13 protein-coding genes are annotated in these 16543 nt (G+C 66.3%); 4 read left to right on the top strand and 9 right to left on the bottom strand.

The window, feature by feature from the left end:
- Positions 1-53: 53 nt before the first annotated feature.
- From pgl to tkt, 6 genes are read right to left on the bottom strand one after another with little or no spacing between them, the layout of a single operon-like run.
- Positions 54-887, bottom strand: a complete 834-nt coding sequence (gene pgl / locus LOC57_RS08550) for a 6-phosphogluconolactonase (RefSeq protein ID WP_227926319.1) — start codon at positions 885-887, stop codon at positions 54-56.
- Entirely contained in the window at positions 884-1819 is a 936-nt protein-coding gene (locus tag LOC57_RS08545; protein WP_227911330.1) for a glucose-6-phosphate dehydrogenase assembly protein OpcA, read from the bottom strand. The genes pgl and LOC57_RS08545 overlap by 4 nt, the downstream gene beginning before the upstream one ends.
- Positions 1816-3360, bottom strand: coding sequence for a glucose-6-phosphate dehydrogenase (zwf, locus tag LOC57_RS08540; protein ID WP_227911331.1), 1545 nt, complete (start codon positions 3358-3360; stop codon positions 1816-1818). Before zwf ends, LOC57_RS08545 begins: the two co-directional genes overlap by 4 nt.
- On the bottom strand, positions 3361-4989 hold the full coding sequence (locus LOC57_RS08535; RefSeq protein ID WP_229959149.1) for a glucose-6-phosphate isomerase: 1629 nt from the start codon (positions 4987-4989) through the stop codon (positions 3361-3363).
- Positions 4990-4994: 5 nt separating this feature from the next.
- Positions 4995-6110 (bottom strand): transaldolase, encoded by a 1116-nt coding sequence (gene tal / locus LOC57_RS08530; protein ID WP_229959147.1) that lies wholly within the window; start codon positions 6108-6110, stop codon positions 4995-4997.
- Positions 6111-6132: 22 nt separating this feature from the next.
- On the bottom strand, positions 6133-8322 hold the full coding sequence (gene tkt / locus LOC57_RS08525; protein WP_229959145.1) for a transketolase: 2190 nt from the start codon (positions 8320-8322) through the stop codon (positions 6133-6135).
- Positions 8323-8884: 562 nt separating this feature from the next.
- Between tkt and LOC57_RS08520 the strand changes: the two genes are divergently transcribed.
- Complete coding sequence (locus tag LOC57_RS08520) at positions 8885-9781, top strand: heme o synthase (RefSeq protein ID WP_227911582.1); 897 nt, start codon at positions 8885-8887, stop codon at positions 9779-9781.
- Between the two features lie 334 nt (positions 9782-10115).
- On the opposite strand, the gene LOC57_RS08515 is transcribed toward LOC57_RS08520, so the two are convergent.
- From LOC57_RS08515 to LOC57_RS08505, 3 genes are read right to left on the bottom strand one after another with little or no spacing between them, the layout of a single operon-like run.
- Positions 10116-11105 carry a COX15/CtaA family protein gene (locus LOC57_RS08515; protein WP_229959143.1) on the bottom strand — a complete coding sequence of 330 codons (990 nt, stop codon included), beginning with the start codon at positions 11103-11105 and terminating at the stop codon, positions 10116-10118.
- A 5-nt stretch (positions 11106-11110) separates the two neighbouring features.
- The gene (locus tag LOC57_RS08510) at positions 11111-11854 is read right to left on the bottom strand and encodes an ABC transporter permease (protein WP_227911336.1); all 744 of its coding nucleotides are present in this window, start codon (positions 11852-11854) and stop codon (positions 11111-11113) included.
- Entirely contained in the window at positions 11851-12819 is a 969-nt protein-coding gene (locus LOC57_RS08505; RefSeq protein WP_229959141.1) for an ABC transporter ATP-binding protein, read from the bottom strand. The genes LOC57_RS08510 and LOC57_RS08505 overlap by 4 nt, the downstream gene beginning before the upstream one ends.
- Before the next feature lie 112 nt (positions 12820-12931).
- On the opposite strand from LOC57_RS08505, the gene LOC57_RS08500 reads away from it, so the two are divergent.
- From LOC57_RS08500 to sufD, 3 genes are all read left to right on the top strand, one after another.
- On the top strand, positions 12932-13723 hold the full coding sequence (locus tag LOC57_RS08500) for a helix-turn-helix transcriptional regulator (protein ID WP_229959139.1): 792 nt from the start codon (positions 12932-12934) through the stop codon (positions 13721-13723).
- Positions 13723-15198, top strand: a complete 1476-nt coding sequence (gene sufB, locus LOC57_RS08495) for a Fe-S cluster assembly protein SufB (RefSeq protein WP_269437332.1) — start codon at positions 13723-13725, stop codon at positions 15196-15198. Before LOC57_RS08500 ends, sufB begins: the two co-directional genes overlap by 1 nt.
- A 101-nt stretch (positions 15199-15299) precedes the next feature.
- A complete protein-coding gene (gene sufD, locus LOC57_RS08490; protein WP_227911584.1) occupies positions 15300-16532 on the top strand; it encodes a Fe-S cluster assembly protein SufD in 1233 nt (410 codons plus the stop codon).
- Positions 16533-16543 lie beyond the last annotated feature (11 nt).

Raw genomic sequence — 16543 nt, 5'->3', positions numbered from 1 at the left:
GAAGGCCCCCGGATTATCCGGGGGCCTTCTTTGCTGCATGCCGTTACCGGCCGCTAGTCTTCGTCGTCATCCTCGCCGGCGTGCTCCTGATCGGAGTCCAGCAGGCGCCGCGAAAGCTGGGCAGCGGCGGCCTGGTCGATCAGCCACCGCGTTTTGTTCCGTCCCCGGGCACCGGCGGCCGGAACCTGGATCTCCCCGGCGCCGGCCAGGGCAAGGCCCACGGCGCCGGCCTTGTCATCACCGGCAACCCCCAGCCACACTTCGGAGGCCGTGTTGATGGCCTCCAACGTCAGCGAGATCCGCTCCGGCGGCGGCTTGGGCGCGTCCCGTACCGCCACCGTGGTCTGCCCAACGGTCCGCACTCCCGGCGTCTCCGGGAAAAGCGAGGCGATGTGGGCGTCCGGGCCCACCCCCAGCAGCAGCACGTCGAAGCGCGGCAGGCGCGGATCAACGGACTCAAAGCCGGGCGCCAGGTCTTCTTCCTCCGCTGCCAGGGCCAGCCGCCGGGCATAATCCGCGGCGGCGTCCTCCACGGTGTCAACCTCGCCGGCGGTGGCGACGGCGTGGATGCGCTCCGCCGGGACACCCATCGGCTCCAGCACCGCGTGCCGCGCCTGGAAGGAATTCAGCTCCGGGTCATCCGCGGGCAGGAAGCGTTCGTCTCCCCACCAGAAGTTCACCCGGGTCCAGTCCACGGCCGTGCGCGCAGGGTTGGCAGCTACGGCTTCCAGCGTCGCAATGCCCACGGTGCCTCCGGTGAGGACCACTGTGGCTTCCCCGCGCCGGCTCTGCACATCCACCAGTTTGGTAAGCAGGCGGGCGGCCGTCGCCGATACAAGGGCGGACGGATCCGGGTGGATGCTGACGCCGTTGGGGGAGTGCTTCACGCCGTCGCCCCTTCCTGGACCAGGCACGCGGCCAGGCCCTCAGTAAGTACTTCTCCGAAAACCTCATCCGGGTCCAGCCGGCGCAGTTCCTCGGCCAGGCAGTCCCGCAGGGTCCGGCGCGGCAGGGAAATCTGCTGTTCCGGCTGGCCCGGCTGGGTCAGGTGCGCGGTGACCTGGTCCGGGCGTGCCAGTTCCACGTCTCCCTCGGGACGCTCGAACACCACACGGTGGATCCCGGTCCCGGCTTCGCCTTCGATGATCTGCACGGGAACTTTCAGTGCCTTCTTCAACCAGGCGGCCAGCAGGAAGGTGCTGGCCGAATCCGAGGCGCCCTCCACGACCACCCCCTGCACGGGCGATGATCCGGCGTTGTCCAGCACCGCAGCAAGCTGCACCCGCCAGTTGGTCAGGCGGGTCCAGCTCAGGTCCGTATCGCCGGCCGCATAGGTTTCGGCCAGGCGCAGCAGGGCCTTTTTGGGGTTGTCCTCCGTGGCTGCGTCAGTGATGCGCCGGTGCGCAATGCAGCCCAGCGGGGTCTGCGCCGGATCCTCGGGCACACCGTGCGGCCACCAGGCAACAATGGGGGCGTCGGGCAGCAGCAGCGCGGACACCAGGGATTCGCTCTCCCCGGCCAGCTCGCCGTGCCCGGACAGGACAATCACTTCGGAGGCACCGGCGTCGCCGCCCACCCGGATCTGAGCATCCAGCCGGGTCTCGTCGCCGGCGCTGCCCTCAGCCAGCACAATGATGCGGCAGGGGTGTTCGCGGCTGGCTTCGTTGGCCGCCGCGATGGCCTCTTCCACGAAGTCCGGCTGCGTGTCCACCACCAGGGTCAGGACACGGCCGAGGGTGACCACGCCGCCCCGCTCCCGCATGGCGACAATTTCCTTGGACACCTTGGAGGTGGTGGTGTTGGGCAGGTCTACAATCACGGCCTTCTCCAGGTCCTTCCGTCTCGGGCGAGCAGTTCGTTAGCGGATTCCGGGCCCCAGCTGCCCGGAGCGTATGGCTCCGGCTGGCCGTCCAGGGTAGCCCAGTATTCTTCGAAGGGGTCCACGATCTTCCAGGACAGCTCCACTTCCTGGTGCCGGGGGAAGAGCGGAGGCTCGCCCAGCAGCACGTCCAGGATCAGGCGTTCGTACGCCTCGGGGCTGGATTCCGTAAAGGAATGCCCGTATCCGAAGTCCATGGACACATCCCGGACCTCCATTTGGGTGCCCGGCACCTTCGAACCGAACCGGATGGTCGCCCCTTCGTCCGGCTGGACACGGATGACGACGGCGTTCTGGCCGAAATCGTCTTCACTGTGTTCACGGAAGAGCAGGTTGGGGGAGCGCTTGAAGACCACGGCGATCTCCGTGACGCGCCGGCCCAGCCGTTTGCCGGCCCGCAGGTAGAACGGCACTCCGGCCCAGCGGCGGGTGTTGATGTCCAGCCGGATGGCAGCGAACGTTTCCGTGGTGGAATCCGGGTTGAAGCCCTCTTCCTCCAGGAAGCCCGTCACCTTCTCGCCGCCCTGCCAGCCGCCGGTGTACTGGCCGCGGGCGGAGCTGTGCGAGAGGTCCTTCGGCAGCCGGACGGCGGCCAGGACCTTTTCCTTCTCGGTGCGCAGGTGGTCAGCATCAAAGGAGATGGGCTCCTCCATGGCGGTGAGGGCCAGCAGCTGCAGGAGGTGGTTCTGGATGACGTCTCGGGCTGCGCCCACGCCGTCGTAATACCCCGCACGCCCGCCAATGCCGATGTCCTCGGCCATGGTGATCTGCACGTGGTCCACATGGTTCGCGTTCCAGATGGGCTCGAAGAGCTGATTCGCGAAGCGCAGGGCCAGGATGTTCTGGACGGTTTCCTTGCCCAGGTAGTGGTCGATCCGGAACACCGAGTCTGCCGGGAACACCGATTCCACCACGTTGTTCAGTTCGCGGGCGGAAGCCAAGTCGTGGCCAAACGGCTTCTCGATCACCACCCGCCGCCACTTGCCCTGGGAAGTTTTGGCCAGCCCGTGCCGGGAGAGCTGCTGGCAGACCTGTTCAAAGGACTTCGGCGGCACGGAGAGGTAGAAAGCATGGTTGCCGCGGGTGCCGCGTTCGGCGTCGAGGTCCTCCAGGGTTTCCTTCAGTTTCCCGAAGGCCTCGTCGCTGTCGAAGCCGCCTTCAACGAACCTGATGCCCTCGGCGAGCTGCTTCCATACATTCTCGTTGAAATCCGTGCGCGAGTGCGCCTGCACGGATTCCTTCACCTGCGCAGCGAATTCCTCGTTGCTCCAGGGCCGGCGGCCGAAGCCGACCAGCGAGAAGCTGGGCGGCAGGAGCCCCCGGTTGGCCAGGTCGTAAACGGCCGGGATGAGCTTTTTCCGGGCGAGATCGCCGGTGACTCCGAAGATCACCAGGGAGGACGGCCCCGCGATGCGGCTCAGCCGCCGGTCGCGCGGATCCCGGAGGGGGTTGCCCGTCCCGGACTTTTCCTCTGCGGACATTTAGTTGCTACCACTTTCTGCAGCCAGGGACCGCACGACGTTCTCGATTTCACGGATGCCTTCATCGCGGTTCAGCAGGTGCAGCCGCAGCACGGGCCGGCCCTGGTCCGCCAGGACAGACGCGTCGCCGGCCGCCTGCGCGCTGATCAGTTCAGCGAAGCTGAAGGGCCGCTCGGGGATGGCCACGTCGCCGGCGGGACGGCCGGTGATCTGCAGGTACACACCCTGTGCCGGTCCGCCCTTGTGGAACTGGCCGGTGGAGTGCAGGAAGCGCGGGCCCCAGCCGAAGGTAACGGGACGGCCGGTAGCCGCCGCCAGGTCCGCGCGGATGCCCGCGAGGCCGGACTGCTTGGCGCGGTCCAGGTAGGCCTGGATGCTCAGGTAGCCGTCCGGGCCCAGCTGCCCCAGCAATGCCGTGAGGGCGCCGCGCAGGGTGGAGGCAGTGCCTAGCAGGTCGGCGGGGCCGCGGACCTCGACGGAACCGTCAATGAACGCCGGTTCGGTGGGCTCGGGGGTGGCATCAAGCAGGCCCCGGGCTGCCTTCTTGGCAGCCTCCACGTCCGGCTGGTCAAAGGGGTTGATGTTCAGGAGCCGTCCGGCCACGGCGGTGGCGAACTCCCACAGCATCATTTGTGCCCCCAGGCTGCCCGACACCACCACCTGGTCTCCTTCGGGCAGTTCCTCGGAATCCACCGGCACAATCCGGACGGTCAGCACGTCGGCGGCACCGGAGGTGATCTCCGGAGCACCGGCTTCGACGACGACCGGCAGCACACCTGTACCGAGCTTGCCTGTTGATTCGGCGATCAGCTGCTCGGCCCAGTCCGGGAAACCGGCCAGGCCGGAACCCTCGTCCACTATGACGATCTTGTTGCGCAACGGCTCGGTTCCGCCAAGGGCGGCACCGAGTTCCAGGCCGATGTTGTCCGGAGCATCGTCCCGCAGGATTTCGGCGGTCATTTCGGCGTCGTCGAGGAGGGTCTCAATGTCCGCGCCGGCCAGGCCCGACGGGACCAGCCCGAAGGCGGTGAGGGCGGAGTAGCGTCCGCCCACGTTGGGGTCGGCGTTGAAGACGGCACGGTAGCCGGCTTCGCGGGCCGCGGCGTCCAGCGGCGATCCGGGGTCGGTGACCACTACGATCCGGGACTTCGCATCGATCCCGGCGTCGGTGAAGGCCTGTTCAAAGACTCGGCGCTGGGAATCGGTCTCCACGGTGGAACCGGACTTGGAGGACACCACAATCACGGTTTCGGCCAGCCGTTCACCCAACGCGGCCGCAACCACGTCGGGGTCGGTGGAGTCCAGGACGGTCAGGTCCACGCCCGCGGTGCGGGTGATGACCTCGGGCGCCAGGGAAGAGCCGCCCATGCCGGCCAGGACCACGCGGGTCACCGACTCTGCGGCAAGCTCTTCCCTCAGCGCCGCAATCTGTCCCAGGAGCGGCCGGGAACTCTCACCGGGGTTGAGCCAGCCGAGGCGGATGGAAGCCTCGGCTTCGGCGTCGGGGCCCCACAGGGTGGGATCCTGCGCCACCAGGCGGGAGGCGACTTCGTCGCCTACGAGTCCGGGAACCTTGGCGTCGACGGCCTCGCTTGCGGCGCCGGCTGCTTCAAAGGACAGTGTGGTCATCTCTTCTATGCCTCTTTCGCGGTATCCAGTGCGGTCTGAACGGTCTGCAGCAGTTCTCCCCAGCTGGCCACGAACTTGTCGAGGCCTTCGGTTTCCAGCTGCTCCACAACCTCGTTGTAGGAGATGCCCAAGCCGTCCAGGGAATCAAGCACGGCGTTGGACTCTTCGTAGGTGCCGGATACCGTGTTGCCGGTGACTTCGCCGTGGTCGGCAGTGGCTTCCAGCGTCTTCTCAGGCATGGTGTTCACCGTGTGCGGTGCCACGAGCCCCGTGACGTACAGGGTGTCCGGCAGGGCCGGGTCCTTGACACCGGTGGAGGCCCACAGCGGGCGCTGCGCGTTGGCGCCGGCAGCGGACAGGACCTGCCAGCGTTCGGAAGCGAACTGCTCCTCGAACACCTGGTAGGCCAGGCGGGCGTTGGCCAGGCCGGCCTTGCCCTTCAGTGCCTTGGCTTCGTCGGTGCCAATGCCGTCCAGCCGCTTGTCGATCTCGGCGTCCACGCGGGAAACAAAGAAGGAGGCCACGGAGTGGATGGTGGAGAGGTCGTGGCCGTTTTCCTTGGCCTGCTCAATGCCCAGCATGTACGCGTTAATGACCTCGCGGTAGCGTTCCAGCGAGAAGATCAGCGTCACGTTGACGCTGATGCCGGCAGCCAGGGTCGCCGTGATCGCGGGCAGTCCCTCTTTGGTGGCGGGGATCTTGATCAGCACGTTGTAGCGGCCAACCTTGTCGAAGAGTTCCTTCGCCTCATTGATGGTGCCCTGCGTGTCGCGTGACAGGCGCGGATCAACCTCAATGGACACCCGGCCGTCAACGCCGTGCGTGGCCTCGGCTACGGGGGCGAAGACATCGCAGGCCTGGATGACGTCGTCGGTGGTGATCTCGAAGACGGACTTGTCGACGTCGGCGCCGGAACGGGACAGCTGCTGCACCTGGGCGGCGTAGGACTCGCCGTTGGCCAGGGCGGCCGCGAAGATGCTCGGGTTGGTGGTTACGCCAACCACGTTCTTCTCATCGATGAGCTTCTTGAGGGAGCCGGAGACAATCCGTTCGCGGGAAAGGTCGTCCAGCCAGATGGAGACGCCGGCTTCGGAGAGCGCGGCGGTGGGAGTTGAAGTCATGGTGTTACTCCTTAGTAAGGGTCTACTGCTGGTCGCCGGTCTCGGTGGACTTGGCTCCGGAGGAGGCACCGGTGGTGCCGGCCGGGGCGGATCCGCTGCCGGAAACAGCTGCGAGGGAATCGCGGGCTGCCTGCGCCACGGCGTCGGCCGTAATGCCGAATTCGCGGTACAGCGTCTTGTAGTCGGCGGAAGCGCCGAAGTGCTCCAGGGAAACGCTGCGGCCGGCGTCGCCGACAACCTCGCGCCAGCCCAGGGCGATGCCGGCTTCCACGGAGACGCGGGCCCGGATGTCCTTGGGCAGCACGGCCTCGCGGTAGTCCTGGTCCTGCTTGTTGAACCATTCGATGCTGGGCATCGAGACGACGCGGGCCGCCACGCCTTCGGCGGCGAGGGCTTCGCGGGCCTCGACGGCCAGCTGGACCTCGGAACCGGTGCCCACCAGGATGACGTCCGGGGTGACAACCAAGCCGTCGCGTACAGCTTCGGCCAGCACGTAGCCGCCTCGGGCGGCGCCCTCTGCCGAGGCGAACGTGTTGGCGGTAGCCGCACCTTCACCCCGGGCGTAGGTGGGAATGTTCTGCCGGGTCAGCACAATGCCGGCCGGGTTCTCGGTGTTCTCCAGGATGGTCCGCCAGGCCACGGCCACCTCGTTGGCGTCGCCCGGACGCACGACGTCGAGCCCGGGAATGGCGCGCAGGGACGCGAGCTGTTCCACCGGCTGGTGGGTCGGTCCGTCTTCGCCGAGCCCGATGGAGTCGTGGGTCCAGACGTAGATGGCCGGAACGCCCATCAGGGCACCAAGGCGGATGGCCGGGCGCTGGTAGTCGCTGAAGATCAGGAACGTACCGGAGAACGCGCGGGTGTTGCTGTCCATCGTGATGCCGTTGACGATCGCCGCGGCTGCATGCTCGCGGATGCCGAAGTGCAGCACCCGGCCGTAGGGGTTGCCGGCCCAGGCGTTGGTCTGCTTCCCGGCGGGAATGAAGGACGGGGAGCCTTCGATGGTGGTGTTGTTGGACTCCGCGAGGTCAGCGGAACCGCCCCACAGTTCGGGCAGGGCCGGGCCGATGGCGGAGAGGACCTTGCCGGACGCGGCGCGGGTGGACATGTCCTTGCCTGCTTCGAAGACGGGCAGGGACGCTTCCCAGCCCTGGGGCAGTTCGCCCTTCTCCAGGCGGGCCAGCAGGGCCGAACCTTCGGTGTTGGCTTCCTGCCAGGCCTTGAAGCCTTCGTTCCACTTGGTGTGTTCCTCGGCACCGCGGGCTACTGCCTGACGGGCGTGCTCGAGGACCTCGGGGTCGACGTCGAAGCTCTTAGCCGGGTCGAAGCCCAGTGTTTCCTTCAGCGCGGCTACCTCGTCGGTGCCCAGGGCGGAGCCGTGGATCTTGCCGGTGTTCTGCTTGTTCGGAGCAGGCCAGCCGATGATGGTGCGCAGCGAAATGATGGACGGCCGGCCGGTTTCGGCCTTGGCCGCCATCAGGGCATTGTAGAGCTCGTTGACGTCTTCGACGTATTCGCCGGTCTTGGTCCAGTCCACGCGCTGGGTGTGCCAGCCGTACGCTTCGTAACGCTTGAGCACGTCTTCGGTGAAGGCAATATCGGTGTCGTCTTCGATGGAGATGTGGTTCTCGTCGTAGATCACGACCAGGTTGCCCAGTTCCTGGTGCCCGGCCAGCGAGGAGGCTTCGGCGGTGACGCCTTCCTGCAGGTCGCCGTCGGACGCGATAACCCAGACAGTGTGGTCGAACGGGCTGGTGCCTTCTGCGGCGTCGGCGTCCAGCAGGCCGCGCAGGCGGCGCTGGGCGAAAGCGAAACCAACCGAGGAAGCCAGGCCCTGGCCCAGCGGACCCGTGGTGATCTCGACGCCGTCGGTGTGGCGGTACTCGGGGTGGCCGGGGGTCTTGGAGCCCCAGGTGCGCAGCGACTTCAGGTCTTCGAGTTCCAGGCCGTAGCCGGCGAGGAAGAGCTCAATGTACAGGGTCAGGGAAGTGTGCCCGGGGGAGAGGACGAACCGGTCGCGGCCGATCCAGTGCGGATCCGACGGATCGTGGCGCATGACCTTCTGGAACAGAAGGTACGCGGCAGGGGCCAGGCTCATGGCCGTGCCGGGATGGCCGTTGCCGACCTTTTCCACGGCGTCGGCCGCCAGGACGCGGACAGTGTCCACTGCCTTGCGGTCCGTTTCGGTCCAGGTCAGTTCTTGCTCTTCCATATGTGGCACGTTTACCGGGCCCCTCTCTGTGCAGATAACCGGCGCCGCACAGCGCCGGACATGCCCGGAAGTCCCCGTGAACCCACAGGGTGCCTCCGGTGCCTTTACCACTACAACCAACTGCGGGCGGAAATCGATACCGCATCTGCGGCAGCAATTGATTCCGCCTTTCGCAACCTGCGTTGCGGAGACTGAAAATACCGGGCGCTTCGAAAAGCGGGTGCTTCGAAAATACCGGGTGCTTCTTTGTATTGGCCCACTCCCGCCACGCCGCAGCGTTGCCGGGGGAAAGGTCCGCTCCAACCTTATCCTCTACGGCTGCTTCCTGCCTGCCCCGTGCCGCTCCGGCGGGCCTCCGGCAGGGTCCGGACCGGGGCTCCACGGATCCGCGGGCCGGGGCTGCGCCGTCCACCTGTGTGCGGATACGCCCGGGCGCGTTTGATGCTTCGATTTCTACAGCCGATAGAGGTTATGATGGGGACGGACTTTTTCGTTCCAGATTGGATAAAGTGATCGCTTCGTGACTACCCAGCATGCCGAATCCCCTATCTACACGGGGAAGATGACGGCGGGCCGCAAGGCCCGGGCTTACGTGGCGCTCACCAAACCACGCGTCATCGAGCTTCTGCTCGTAACCACCCTGCCCACCATGATCTTCGCGGAGCGGGGCCTTCCCTCGCTTGGCCTTATCCTGGCCACCATGGTTGGCGGGGCGTTGGCGGCCGGCAGCGCCGGTGCGTTCAACTGCTACATCGACCGCGACATGGACAAGCTGATGAAGCGGACAAAGAACCGTCCGCTGGTCACCGGCGAGGTTTCCCCGCGGGAAGCGCTGGTCTTCGCCTGGGTGCTGGGCATCGTGGCCATCGCCCTGCTCTGGTTCGGCGCCAATCCGCTGACCGGCCTGCTCGGCGTCGGCGCAATCCTGCTCTACGTGGTCTTCTACACGCTGATCCTCAAGCGGCGCACCACCCAGAACATCGTGTGGGGCGGAATGGCCGGCTGCATGCCGGTGCTGATTGCCTGGGCTGCCGTCACCAACAAGGTGGAATGGCCCGCAGTCATCCTCTTTATGATCATCTTCCTGTGGACGCCGCCGCACTACTGGCCGCTGTCCATGAAGTACGGCGAGGACTACCGCAACGCCAGCGTGCCCATGCTCGGCGCCGTTGCCGGAGCCAAGCTCGTCTCGGTCCAGGTGGTCCTGTACGCCTACGCCACGGTGGCCTGCTCGCTGCTGCTGGTTCCCGCCGGTGGAGCCGGCTGGGTCTACACGGTGGCCGCAGTGCTGGCCGGTGCATGGTTCGTGGCGGAGTCCCACAAGCTGCATTCCCGTGCACAGCGCGAGGAGCTTGACGACAAGTCGGCCATGAAGGTCTTCCACCTGTCCATCAGCTACCTCACCATCCTGTTCCTGGCCCTGGCCGTGGACCCGTTTGTGGGCAGCTCGCTGGTCTAGCTTTTACGGTTCCTGCGTGGCCGGGTCCTTTCGGGGGTCCGGCCACTGCTGTGTTTGGGGCCGGTACCCTTGCCCCCTTCTGTACAGGTAATGCGGCCCGGCGGGCAGCCTAGCCGCATCAGCTGTCCGAAAGAGCGCCCAAAGCCCCTGCTCACGCCGTCTCCTGTACAGGTAACGCGGCCTGGCGGGCTCTCAGGCCGCATCAGCTGTACGGAAGGTCCGGGAACGGCACTGTCCGCGGGACTGTGCCCGGAACCCTTCCACTGCAGGTACCCGGCAGCAAAAAGGCCGGGCCCCGAAGGGGACCCGGCCGTTAGCGTTAAGTCAGTGCGGCCTAGCGCCCGGCAGGGGCACCGGACACCGGAGCGGCAGCATCACCGGCGCTGCCGGGGACCTGCTTGGCATATCCCGTAAAGACCGCCTGCGCAGCCGCAGCAGTGAGCAGGCATGCACCGAGCATGTGCAGTGCCACCAGGGCGATCGGCAGGTGCAGGAAATGCTGTGTGTAGCCGATCACGGCCTGGGCCAGGACGACGACGGCCAGCAGCACCACCGCATTGCGCACCCGGGCGTCGGCCGTGCGGCGGAAGACCAGGTAAAGGGCAACCGCCAGCGCGAAGACCAGCAGATAGACGGGCACCACGTGGACGCGGGTAATGAGGTCCGGGTTGAGCCCGTTGCGGGCCGCACCGTGGTCTCCCGCGTGCGGACCGGAACCGGTGACCATGACGCCGAGCAGCACGGTGATGCCGGAAAGGACGCCCATGGCGCCCAGCAGCGGGCGAAGGGTCTTGCCGGCAAGCGGGGCGTGACGGACGGCCAGGTCTCCGGAGGACAGCCAGGCACGGTTCACAAACACCACGGCGGCGACAATCAGCACCATGGAAATGATGAAGTGCAGGCCCACAATCCAGGGGTTCAGGCCGGTGAGCACGGTGATGCCGCCAACCACGGCCTGCGCCGGGATGCCGGCGAGCAGTCCGATGGACAGCCACCAGAGGTCGCGGCGCTGGGCCCGGATCCGCCAGACGGAGAACACGGTGGCAAAGGCAACAGCGGTCAGCACGAAGGTCAGCATCCGGTTGCCGAACTCGATGATGCCGTGCACGCCCATTTGCGGCGTCGTCACCAGCGAGTCGGCGGTGCACAGCGGCCACTCGGGGCAGCCAAGGCCGGAGGCGGTCAGGCGGACCGCACCGCCGGTCACCACAATAACGATGTTGGCCACCAGCGAGGCCACGGCGAGGGAGCGGATCAACCGTCCTGCCGCAGGCAGGGGACCGGTGGATTGCCGGGCCGGAACTCCGGCCGAGGTTGATGACACGGTAGCTAACTCCATTTGAACCAGCGGACAGCACCCAGGCCGCCCAGTATTGTCCACGCCAGAAGGATCAGCGTGGCGGAAATATTGAACTGCGAGTCGATCAGCGCGGACCGCAGGGCGTCCCCAAGGGCGGCCGAGGGCAGGACTTCGATGAACGGCTGCAGGAGGTCGGGCAGGTTGCCTACCGGGATGATGATACCGCCGGCGGCTGCCAGCAGTATCCACAGCAGGTTGGTTATGGCCAGTGTGGCCTCGGGTCGCACGGTTCCTGCCACCAGCAGGCCAAGAGCCGTGAAGGCAACGGCGCCCAGGGCCAGCTGCAAGGCTGCGGGCACCAGGCCTGCCAGCTCCGGCCGCCAGCCGAGCAGCAGCGCAACCACGGACACCAGGACCACCTGGATGCACAGCACGGCGAGAACGGCAATGACCTTGCCCGCAATCAGTCCGGCCCGGCCCAGCGGGGTGGTGGAGAGGTACCGCAGCACCCCGTACCGGCGGTCAAAGCCCGTGGCGATGCCCTGCCCGGTAAAGGCAGTCGACATGGCGCACAGCGCGAAGATGCCCGGCGTGGCCATATTGATCCGGCTGGTGCCGTAGCCGTCCAGCAGGGGAGTGACCACCAGGGCCACCATGGCCATCAGCGGCAGCACCACGGCGAGGATCAGCTGCTCCCCGTTGCGCAGCATCATCACGGCCTCATAGCGGCCCTGGTTCAGGATGCGTGCCGGAAGCGAAGCGGGAGCGCTCAACGGATGGTCCTTCCGGAAAGGTCGAGGAACACGTCTTCCAAGGTGCGCGAGGCCATATGGACCGACGACGGCAGGATCTGCCGCTCCGCCCACCACGCGGCGACGGCGGCCAGGTCCGAAGGAGTAAGGGCACCGCGCAGGGCGTAGTGGCCGGGGGCTGCCTCGGCAATGTCCAGGTGCTGCAGGGCACCTGACGCGAGGGCCGCGACGTCGAGGCCCGGGTCGGCGTCGAACGTCAGCAGGCGCTGCTCGGCCTGATGTCCGGTGGCCGAGGTCAGCTCGGCCACGGTACCGGAGGCAACGGTCTTGCCGGCGTCGATGATGTAGACGTAGTCCGCAAGCTTCTGCGCATCGTCCATCAAGTGGGTGGTGAGGATGATACCCAGGCCCTCGGAGCGCAGTTCGGAAATCAGGTCGAAGACAATCTGCCGGGACTGCGGGTCCAGCCCGGCACTGGGCTCGTCCAAAAACAGCACCTCGGGCCGGCCGATGAGGGCCGCCGCCATGGCCAGCCGCTGCTTCTGGCCGCCGGAGAGCCTCCGGATGCCGGTGTTGGCGAAGCTTCCAATACCCAGCCGCTCCACGAGTTCGGCCACCGGACGGGGCGACTCGTACATGCGGGCAACGTGTTCCAGCAGGGCCACGGGACGGGCCGACGGCGGCAGGCCGCCTTCCTGCAGCATCACGCCTACGCGGCTGCGCAGGTGGGCGTCGGCGCGGTAAGGGTCCTGCCCGAGCAGCCGGATTTCCCCGCCGTCTATGGGCTGCAGGCCCTGAGCGCACTCCAGGGTGGTGGTCTTGCCGGCGCCGTTGGCGCCAAGGAGGGCGGTGACGGCGCCGCGGCGGGCAGTAAAGTCGACGCCGGCCAGCACGCGGACCATCTTGCCGTCCAAACCAGCAACCGGGCCACAGTCCTTGATCAGACCTTTAATGGTCAGGCAGGGTTCATCGTTAGGCACCTGCATATTCTACGTTAGGTAGTACAAGCTCCCGCACGAGGCACTGCCGGGTCCGGCACGGCCGATGGCAAGCCTTGCCTTAGTGGAATCAGGGAACAGATTAGGTCATGCTTGTGTTGTGTATTCTGTGAGCAACTCTGATACGAAGGCGGCGGCCCCGCCGAGCGCTGCCCGCGAAGCGGAGGAGCGCACCCGGGACAAGGTGCTGGGTGCGGTTCTGGAACACGGCCCGGTCAGTGCGGCTGAGCTGGGCGAACGGCTCGGCTTCACGCCGGCAGCCGTGCGCCGCCACCTCGACGCCCTGTCCACCAAGGGCCTGATCCAGGTCAAGCTGGTGCGGAACTCCTCATCCGGAGCCGGCCGCCCGGCCCGCCGCTACGTGCTTAGTCCGCAGGGCCAGGCATATCTGGGCAATGACTACCTGGACATCGCCACCGAAGCGCTGCGCCAGCTGGGTGCAGCACTGGGCCCGCAGGCCATCGAGGCCTTCGCGGCCGAACGCTTCGGCCAGATGGAGGAACGGTACCGTCCCGTTGTCGACGCCGCAGGCCCCGAGGTCGCCGACCGCGCCCAGGCGCTGTCCGCGGAACTGAGCAAGGACGGCTTCGTGGCATCAACCACCATGATCGGCGCCGGGGCGAAGAAGAGTACGCTGCTTAGCATCCAGCTGTGCCAGGCGCACTGCCCCATACAGGGATTAGCCACGGCCTATCCCGTCTTCTGTGACAAGGAGACCGAAGTTTTTGCCCGCCTTCTGGACGTGGACGTCCGCAGACTGTCCACTTTGTCCCGGGGCGGACACGTTTGTACGACCCACATTCCCGTGGGTCGGAACAGATCCGCGCCGCAGGTTCCACTGCACGCCGAGACCCCCCAGTCCACATCCATTCATCAGCAAGAAAGGCCGTGATGACGGATCAAGTAACCCAGAAGCCGACGGCACCTTCCATGGTGCCGGAGTCTGTTATTTCAGACATCCTGGAAAAGAACCCTGAACTCGAGGGCATCGGTACATACGAGTACGGATGGGCAGACTCCGACGTCGCCGGCGCCACCGCCCGGCGCGGCCTGAGCGAGGAAGTTGTCCGCGACATCTCGGCTAAGAAGAATGAGCCGCAGTGGATGCTGGACCTTCGCCTCAAGGGCCTGAAGTACTTCGACCGGAAGCCCATGCCGACCTGGGGCGCAGACCTCTCCGGCATCGACTTCGACAACATCAAGTACTTCGTGCGTTCCACGGAGAAGCAGGCCAACACCTGGGAAGACCTCCCCGAGGATATCCGTAACACCTACGAAAAGCTTGGCATCCCCGAGGCCGAGCGCGGCCGCCTGGTGTCCGGCGTCGCCGCCCAGTACGAGTCCGAGGTGGTCTACCACCAGCTCCGCGAGGACCTGGAGCGCCAGGGTGTCATCTTCCTGGATACGGACACCGCGCTGAAGGAACACCCGGAAATGTTCCAGGAGTACTTCGGCACGGTCATCCCGGTTGGCGACAACAAGTTCGGCTCGCTGAACACTGCCGTGTGGTCCGGCGGATCCTTCGTCTACGTCCCCAAGGGCGTCCACGTGGAAATCCCGCTACAGGCCTACTTCCGCATCAACACGGAAAACATGGGTCAGTTCGAGCGCACGCTGATCATTGCGGACGAGGATTCCTACGTCCACTACATCGAAGGCTGCACCGCACCGATCTACACCTCGGACTCACTGCACTCCGCCGTCGTGGAAATCATCGTGAAGAAGGGCGCCCGCGTCCGTTACACGACCATCCAGAACTGGTCCAACAACGTGTACAACCTGGTCACCAAGCGTGCCATTGCACACGAGGGCGCCACCATGGAGTGGATCGACGGCAACATCGGTTCCAAGGTCACCATGAAGTACCCGGCTGTATACCTGGTCGGCGAGCACGCCAAGGGTGAGACCCTGTCCATCGCCTTCGCCGGCGAGGGCCAGCACCAGGACACCGGATCCAAGATGGTCCACATTGCCCCCAACACCAAGAGCTCCATCATCTCCAAGTCCGTGGCCCGCGGCGGCGGCCGCGCCGCCTACCGCGGCCTGGTCCAGGTCCGCGAAGGCGCCACGCACTCGGCCAACACCGTGCGCTGCGACGCCCTGCTGGTGGACACCATCTCCCGCTCGGACACGTACCCGTACGTGGACATCCGCGAAGATGACGTCACCATGGGCCACGAAGCCACTGTTTCCCGCGTCAGCGAGGAGCAGCTGTTCTACCTCATGTCCCGCGGCCTTCCCGAGGACGAGGCAATGGCAATGATCGTGCGCGGCTTCATCGAGCCGATTGCACGCGAACTGCCGATGGAATACGCCCTTGAACTCAACCGCCTCATCGAACTCCAGATGGAAGGAGCCGTCGGTTAATGTCGAAGCTTAACGACGTCGTCGAAACCGTGACCGAAAAGGTCAGCAATGTAGTGGAGGAGGTCAAGGCGAAGGTTGTTTCCCCGAAGGAAACCAACCGGATGCGCATTGACGGCTTCACCGAGGAAGGCGAAAACCTTTCCCCGCTGAACGATGACTCCTCACCGCTGGGCGGCGACAGCAGCAAGTCCCACAGCCACGGCGGCGGAGAGGGCATCCCGGACAGCTCGCGCGCCGGACGCACCACGTCCTTCCACCGGGCTGACTTCGGCAAACTGACCGGCCGTGAAGAAGACTGGCGGTTCACCCCGCTCAAGCGCCTGCGCGGACTGCACACCGCGGACCTGGACGGTACGGCTCCCGAGCTGGCCGTCGTCGCGCCGGACGGCGTGCGGGTGGAGAGCATTGCCCGCACCGACGCCCGCGTCGGTTCGGCCGGCATCCCCGAAGACCGGGTTGCCGCTGCCGCATGGGAAGACTTCCGCGAGGCCACGTCCGTGACCATCCCCGCCGAGACTGTTATTGACGGCAGCGTCACGCTGACCATCAACGGCGTCAGCAAGGACCCGGCCGCCCAGCACATCGTCATCACTGCGGAGAAGTTCTCCAAGGGTGTTGTGGTCCTGGACCACAAGGGCTCGGCCGTGCTGTCGCAGAACGTCGAAATTGTTGTCGAAGACGGCGCAGAACTCACCGTTGTTTCGGTCCAGGACTGGGACGACGACGCCGTGCACGCCTCCGCGCAGTACGCGAAGATTGGCCGCGACGCGAAGTTCAAGCACGTCGTCGTCAGCCTCGGCGGCGACCTGGTGCGTGTCACCCCGTCCTCCAAGTTCACCGCCACCGGCGGCGACGTGGAAATGTTCGGCCTGTACTACGCCGACGCCGGCCAGCACCTGGAGCAGCGCCTCTTCGTGGACCATGCAGTGGCCAACTGCAAGTCCCGCGTGATGTACAAGGGCGCCCTGCAGGGCCGCGACGCGCACACCGTGTGGGTTGGCGACGTCCTGATCCGCAAGGAAGCAGAAGGCACCGACACGTACGAGGTCAACCGCAACCTGCTGCTGACCGACGGCGGCCGTGCCGACTCCGTGCCGAACCTGGAAATCGAGACCGGGCTCATTGAGGGTGCCGGCCACGCCAGCGCCACCGGCCGGTTCGACGACGAGCACCTGTTCTACCTGATGGCACGCGGCATCCCCGAGGACACCGCCCGCCGCCTGGTGGTCCGGGGCTTCCTCACCGAGATCATCCAGCAGATCAAGGTTCCCGCCCTGGAAGAGCGTCTCACCGACGCCGTCGAGCGCGAGCTCGAAGCCTCCGGAGCCTACTAGGACACGGGTTC

Source organism: Arthrobacter sp. zg-Y750 (genome assembly GCF_020907365.1).
GTDB lineage: Bacteria > Actinomycetota > Actinomycetes > Actinomycetales > Micrococcaceae > Arthrobacter_B.
This window is presented reverse-complemented; position numbering and strand designations above follow the sequence as displayed.

Bases quoted from the DNA above. Each gene is read 5' to 3' on its own strand.
- zwf (WP_227911331.1), bottom strand. From the start codon at position 3,360: ATGTCCGCAGAGGAAAAGTCCGGGACGGGCAACCCCCTCCGGGATCCG.
- LOC57_RS08535 (WP_229959149.1), bottom strand. From the start codon at position 4,989: ATGACCACACTGTCCTTTGAAGCAGCCGGCGCCGCAAGCGAGGCCGTC.
- tal (WP_229959147.1), bottom strand. From the start codon at position 6,110: ATGACTTCAACTCCCACCGCCGCGCTCTCCGAAGCCGGCGTCTCCATC.
- tkt (WP_229959145.1), bottom strand. From the start codon at position 8,322: ATGGAAGAGCAAGAACTGACCTGGACCGAAACGGACCGCAAGGCAGTG.
- LOC57_RS08520 (WP_227911582.1), top strand. From the start codon at position 8,885: ATGACGGCGGGCCGCAAGGCCCGGGCTTACGTGGCGCTCACCAAACCA.
- LOC57_RS08505 (WP_229959141.1), bottom strand. From the start codon at position 12,819: ATGCAGGTGCCTAACGATGAACCCTGCCTGACCATTAAAGGTCTGATC.
- sufB (WP_269437332.1), top strand. From the start codon at position 13,723: ATGACGGATCAAGTAACCCAGAAGCCGACGGCACCTTCCATGGTGCCG.
- sufD (WP_227911584.1), top strand. From the start codon at position 15,300: ATGCGCATTGACGGCTTCACCGAGGAAGGCGAAAACCTTTCCCCGCTG.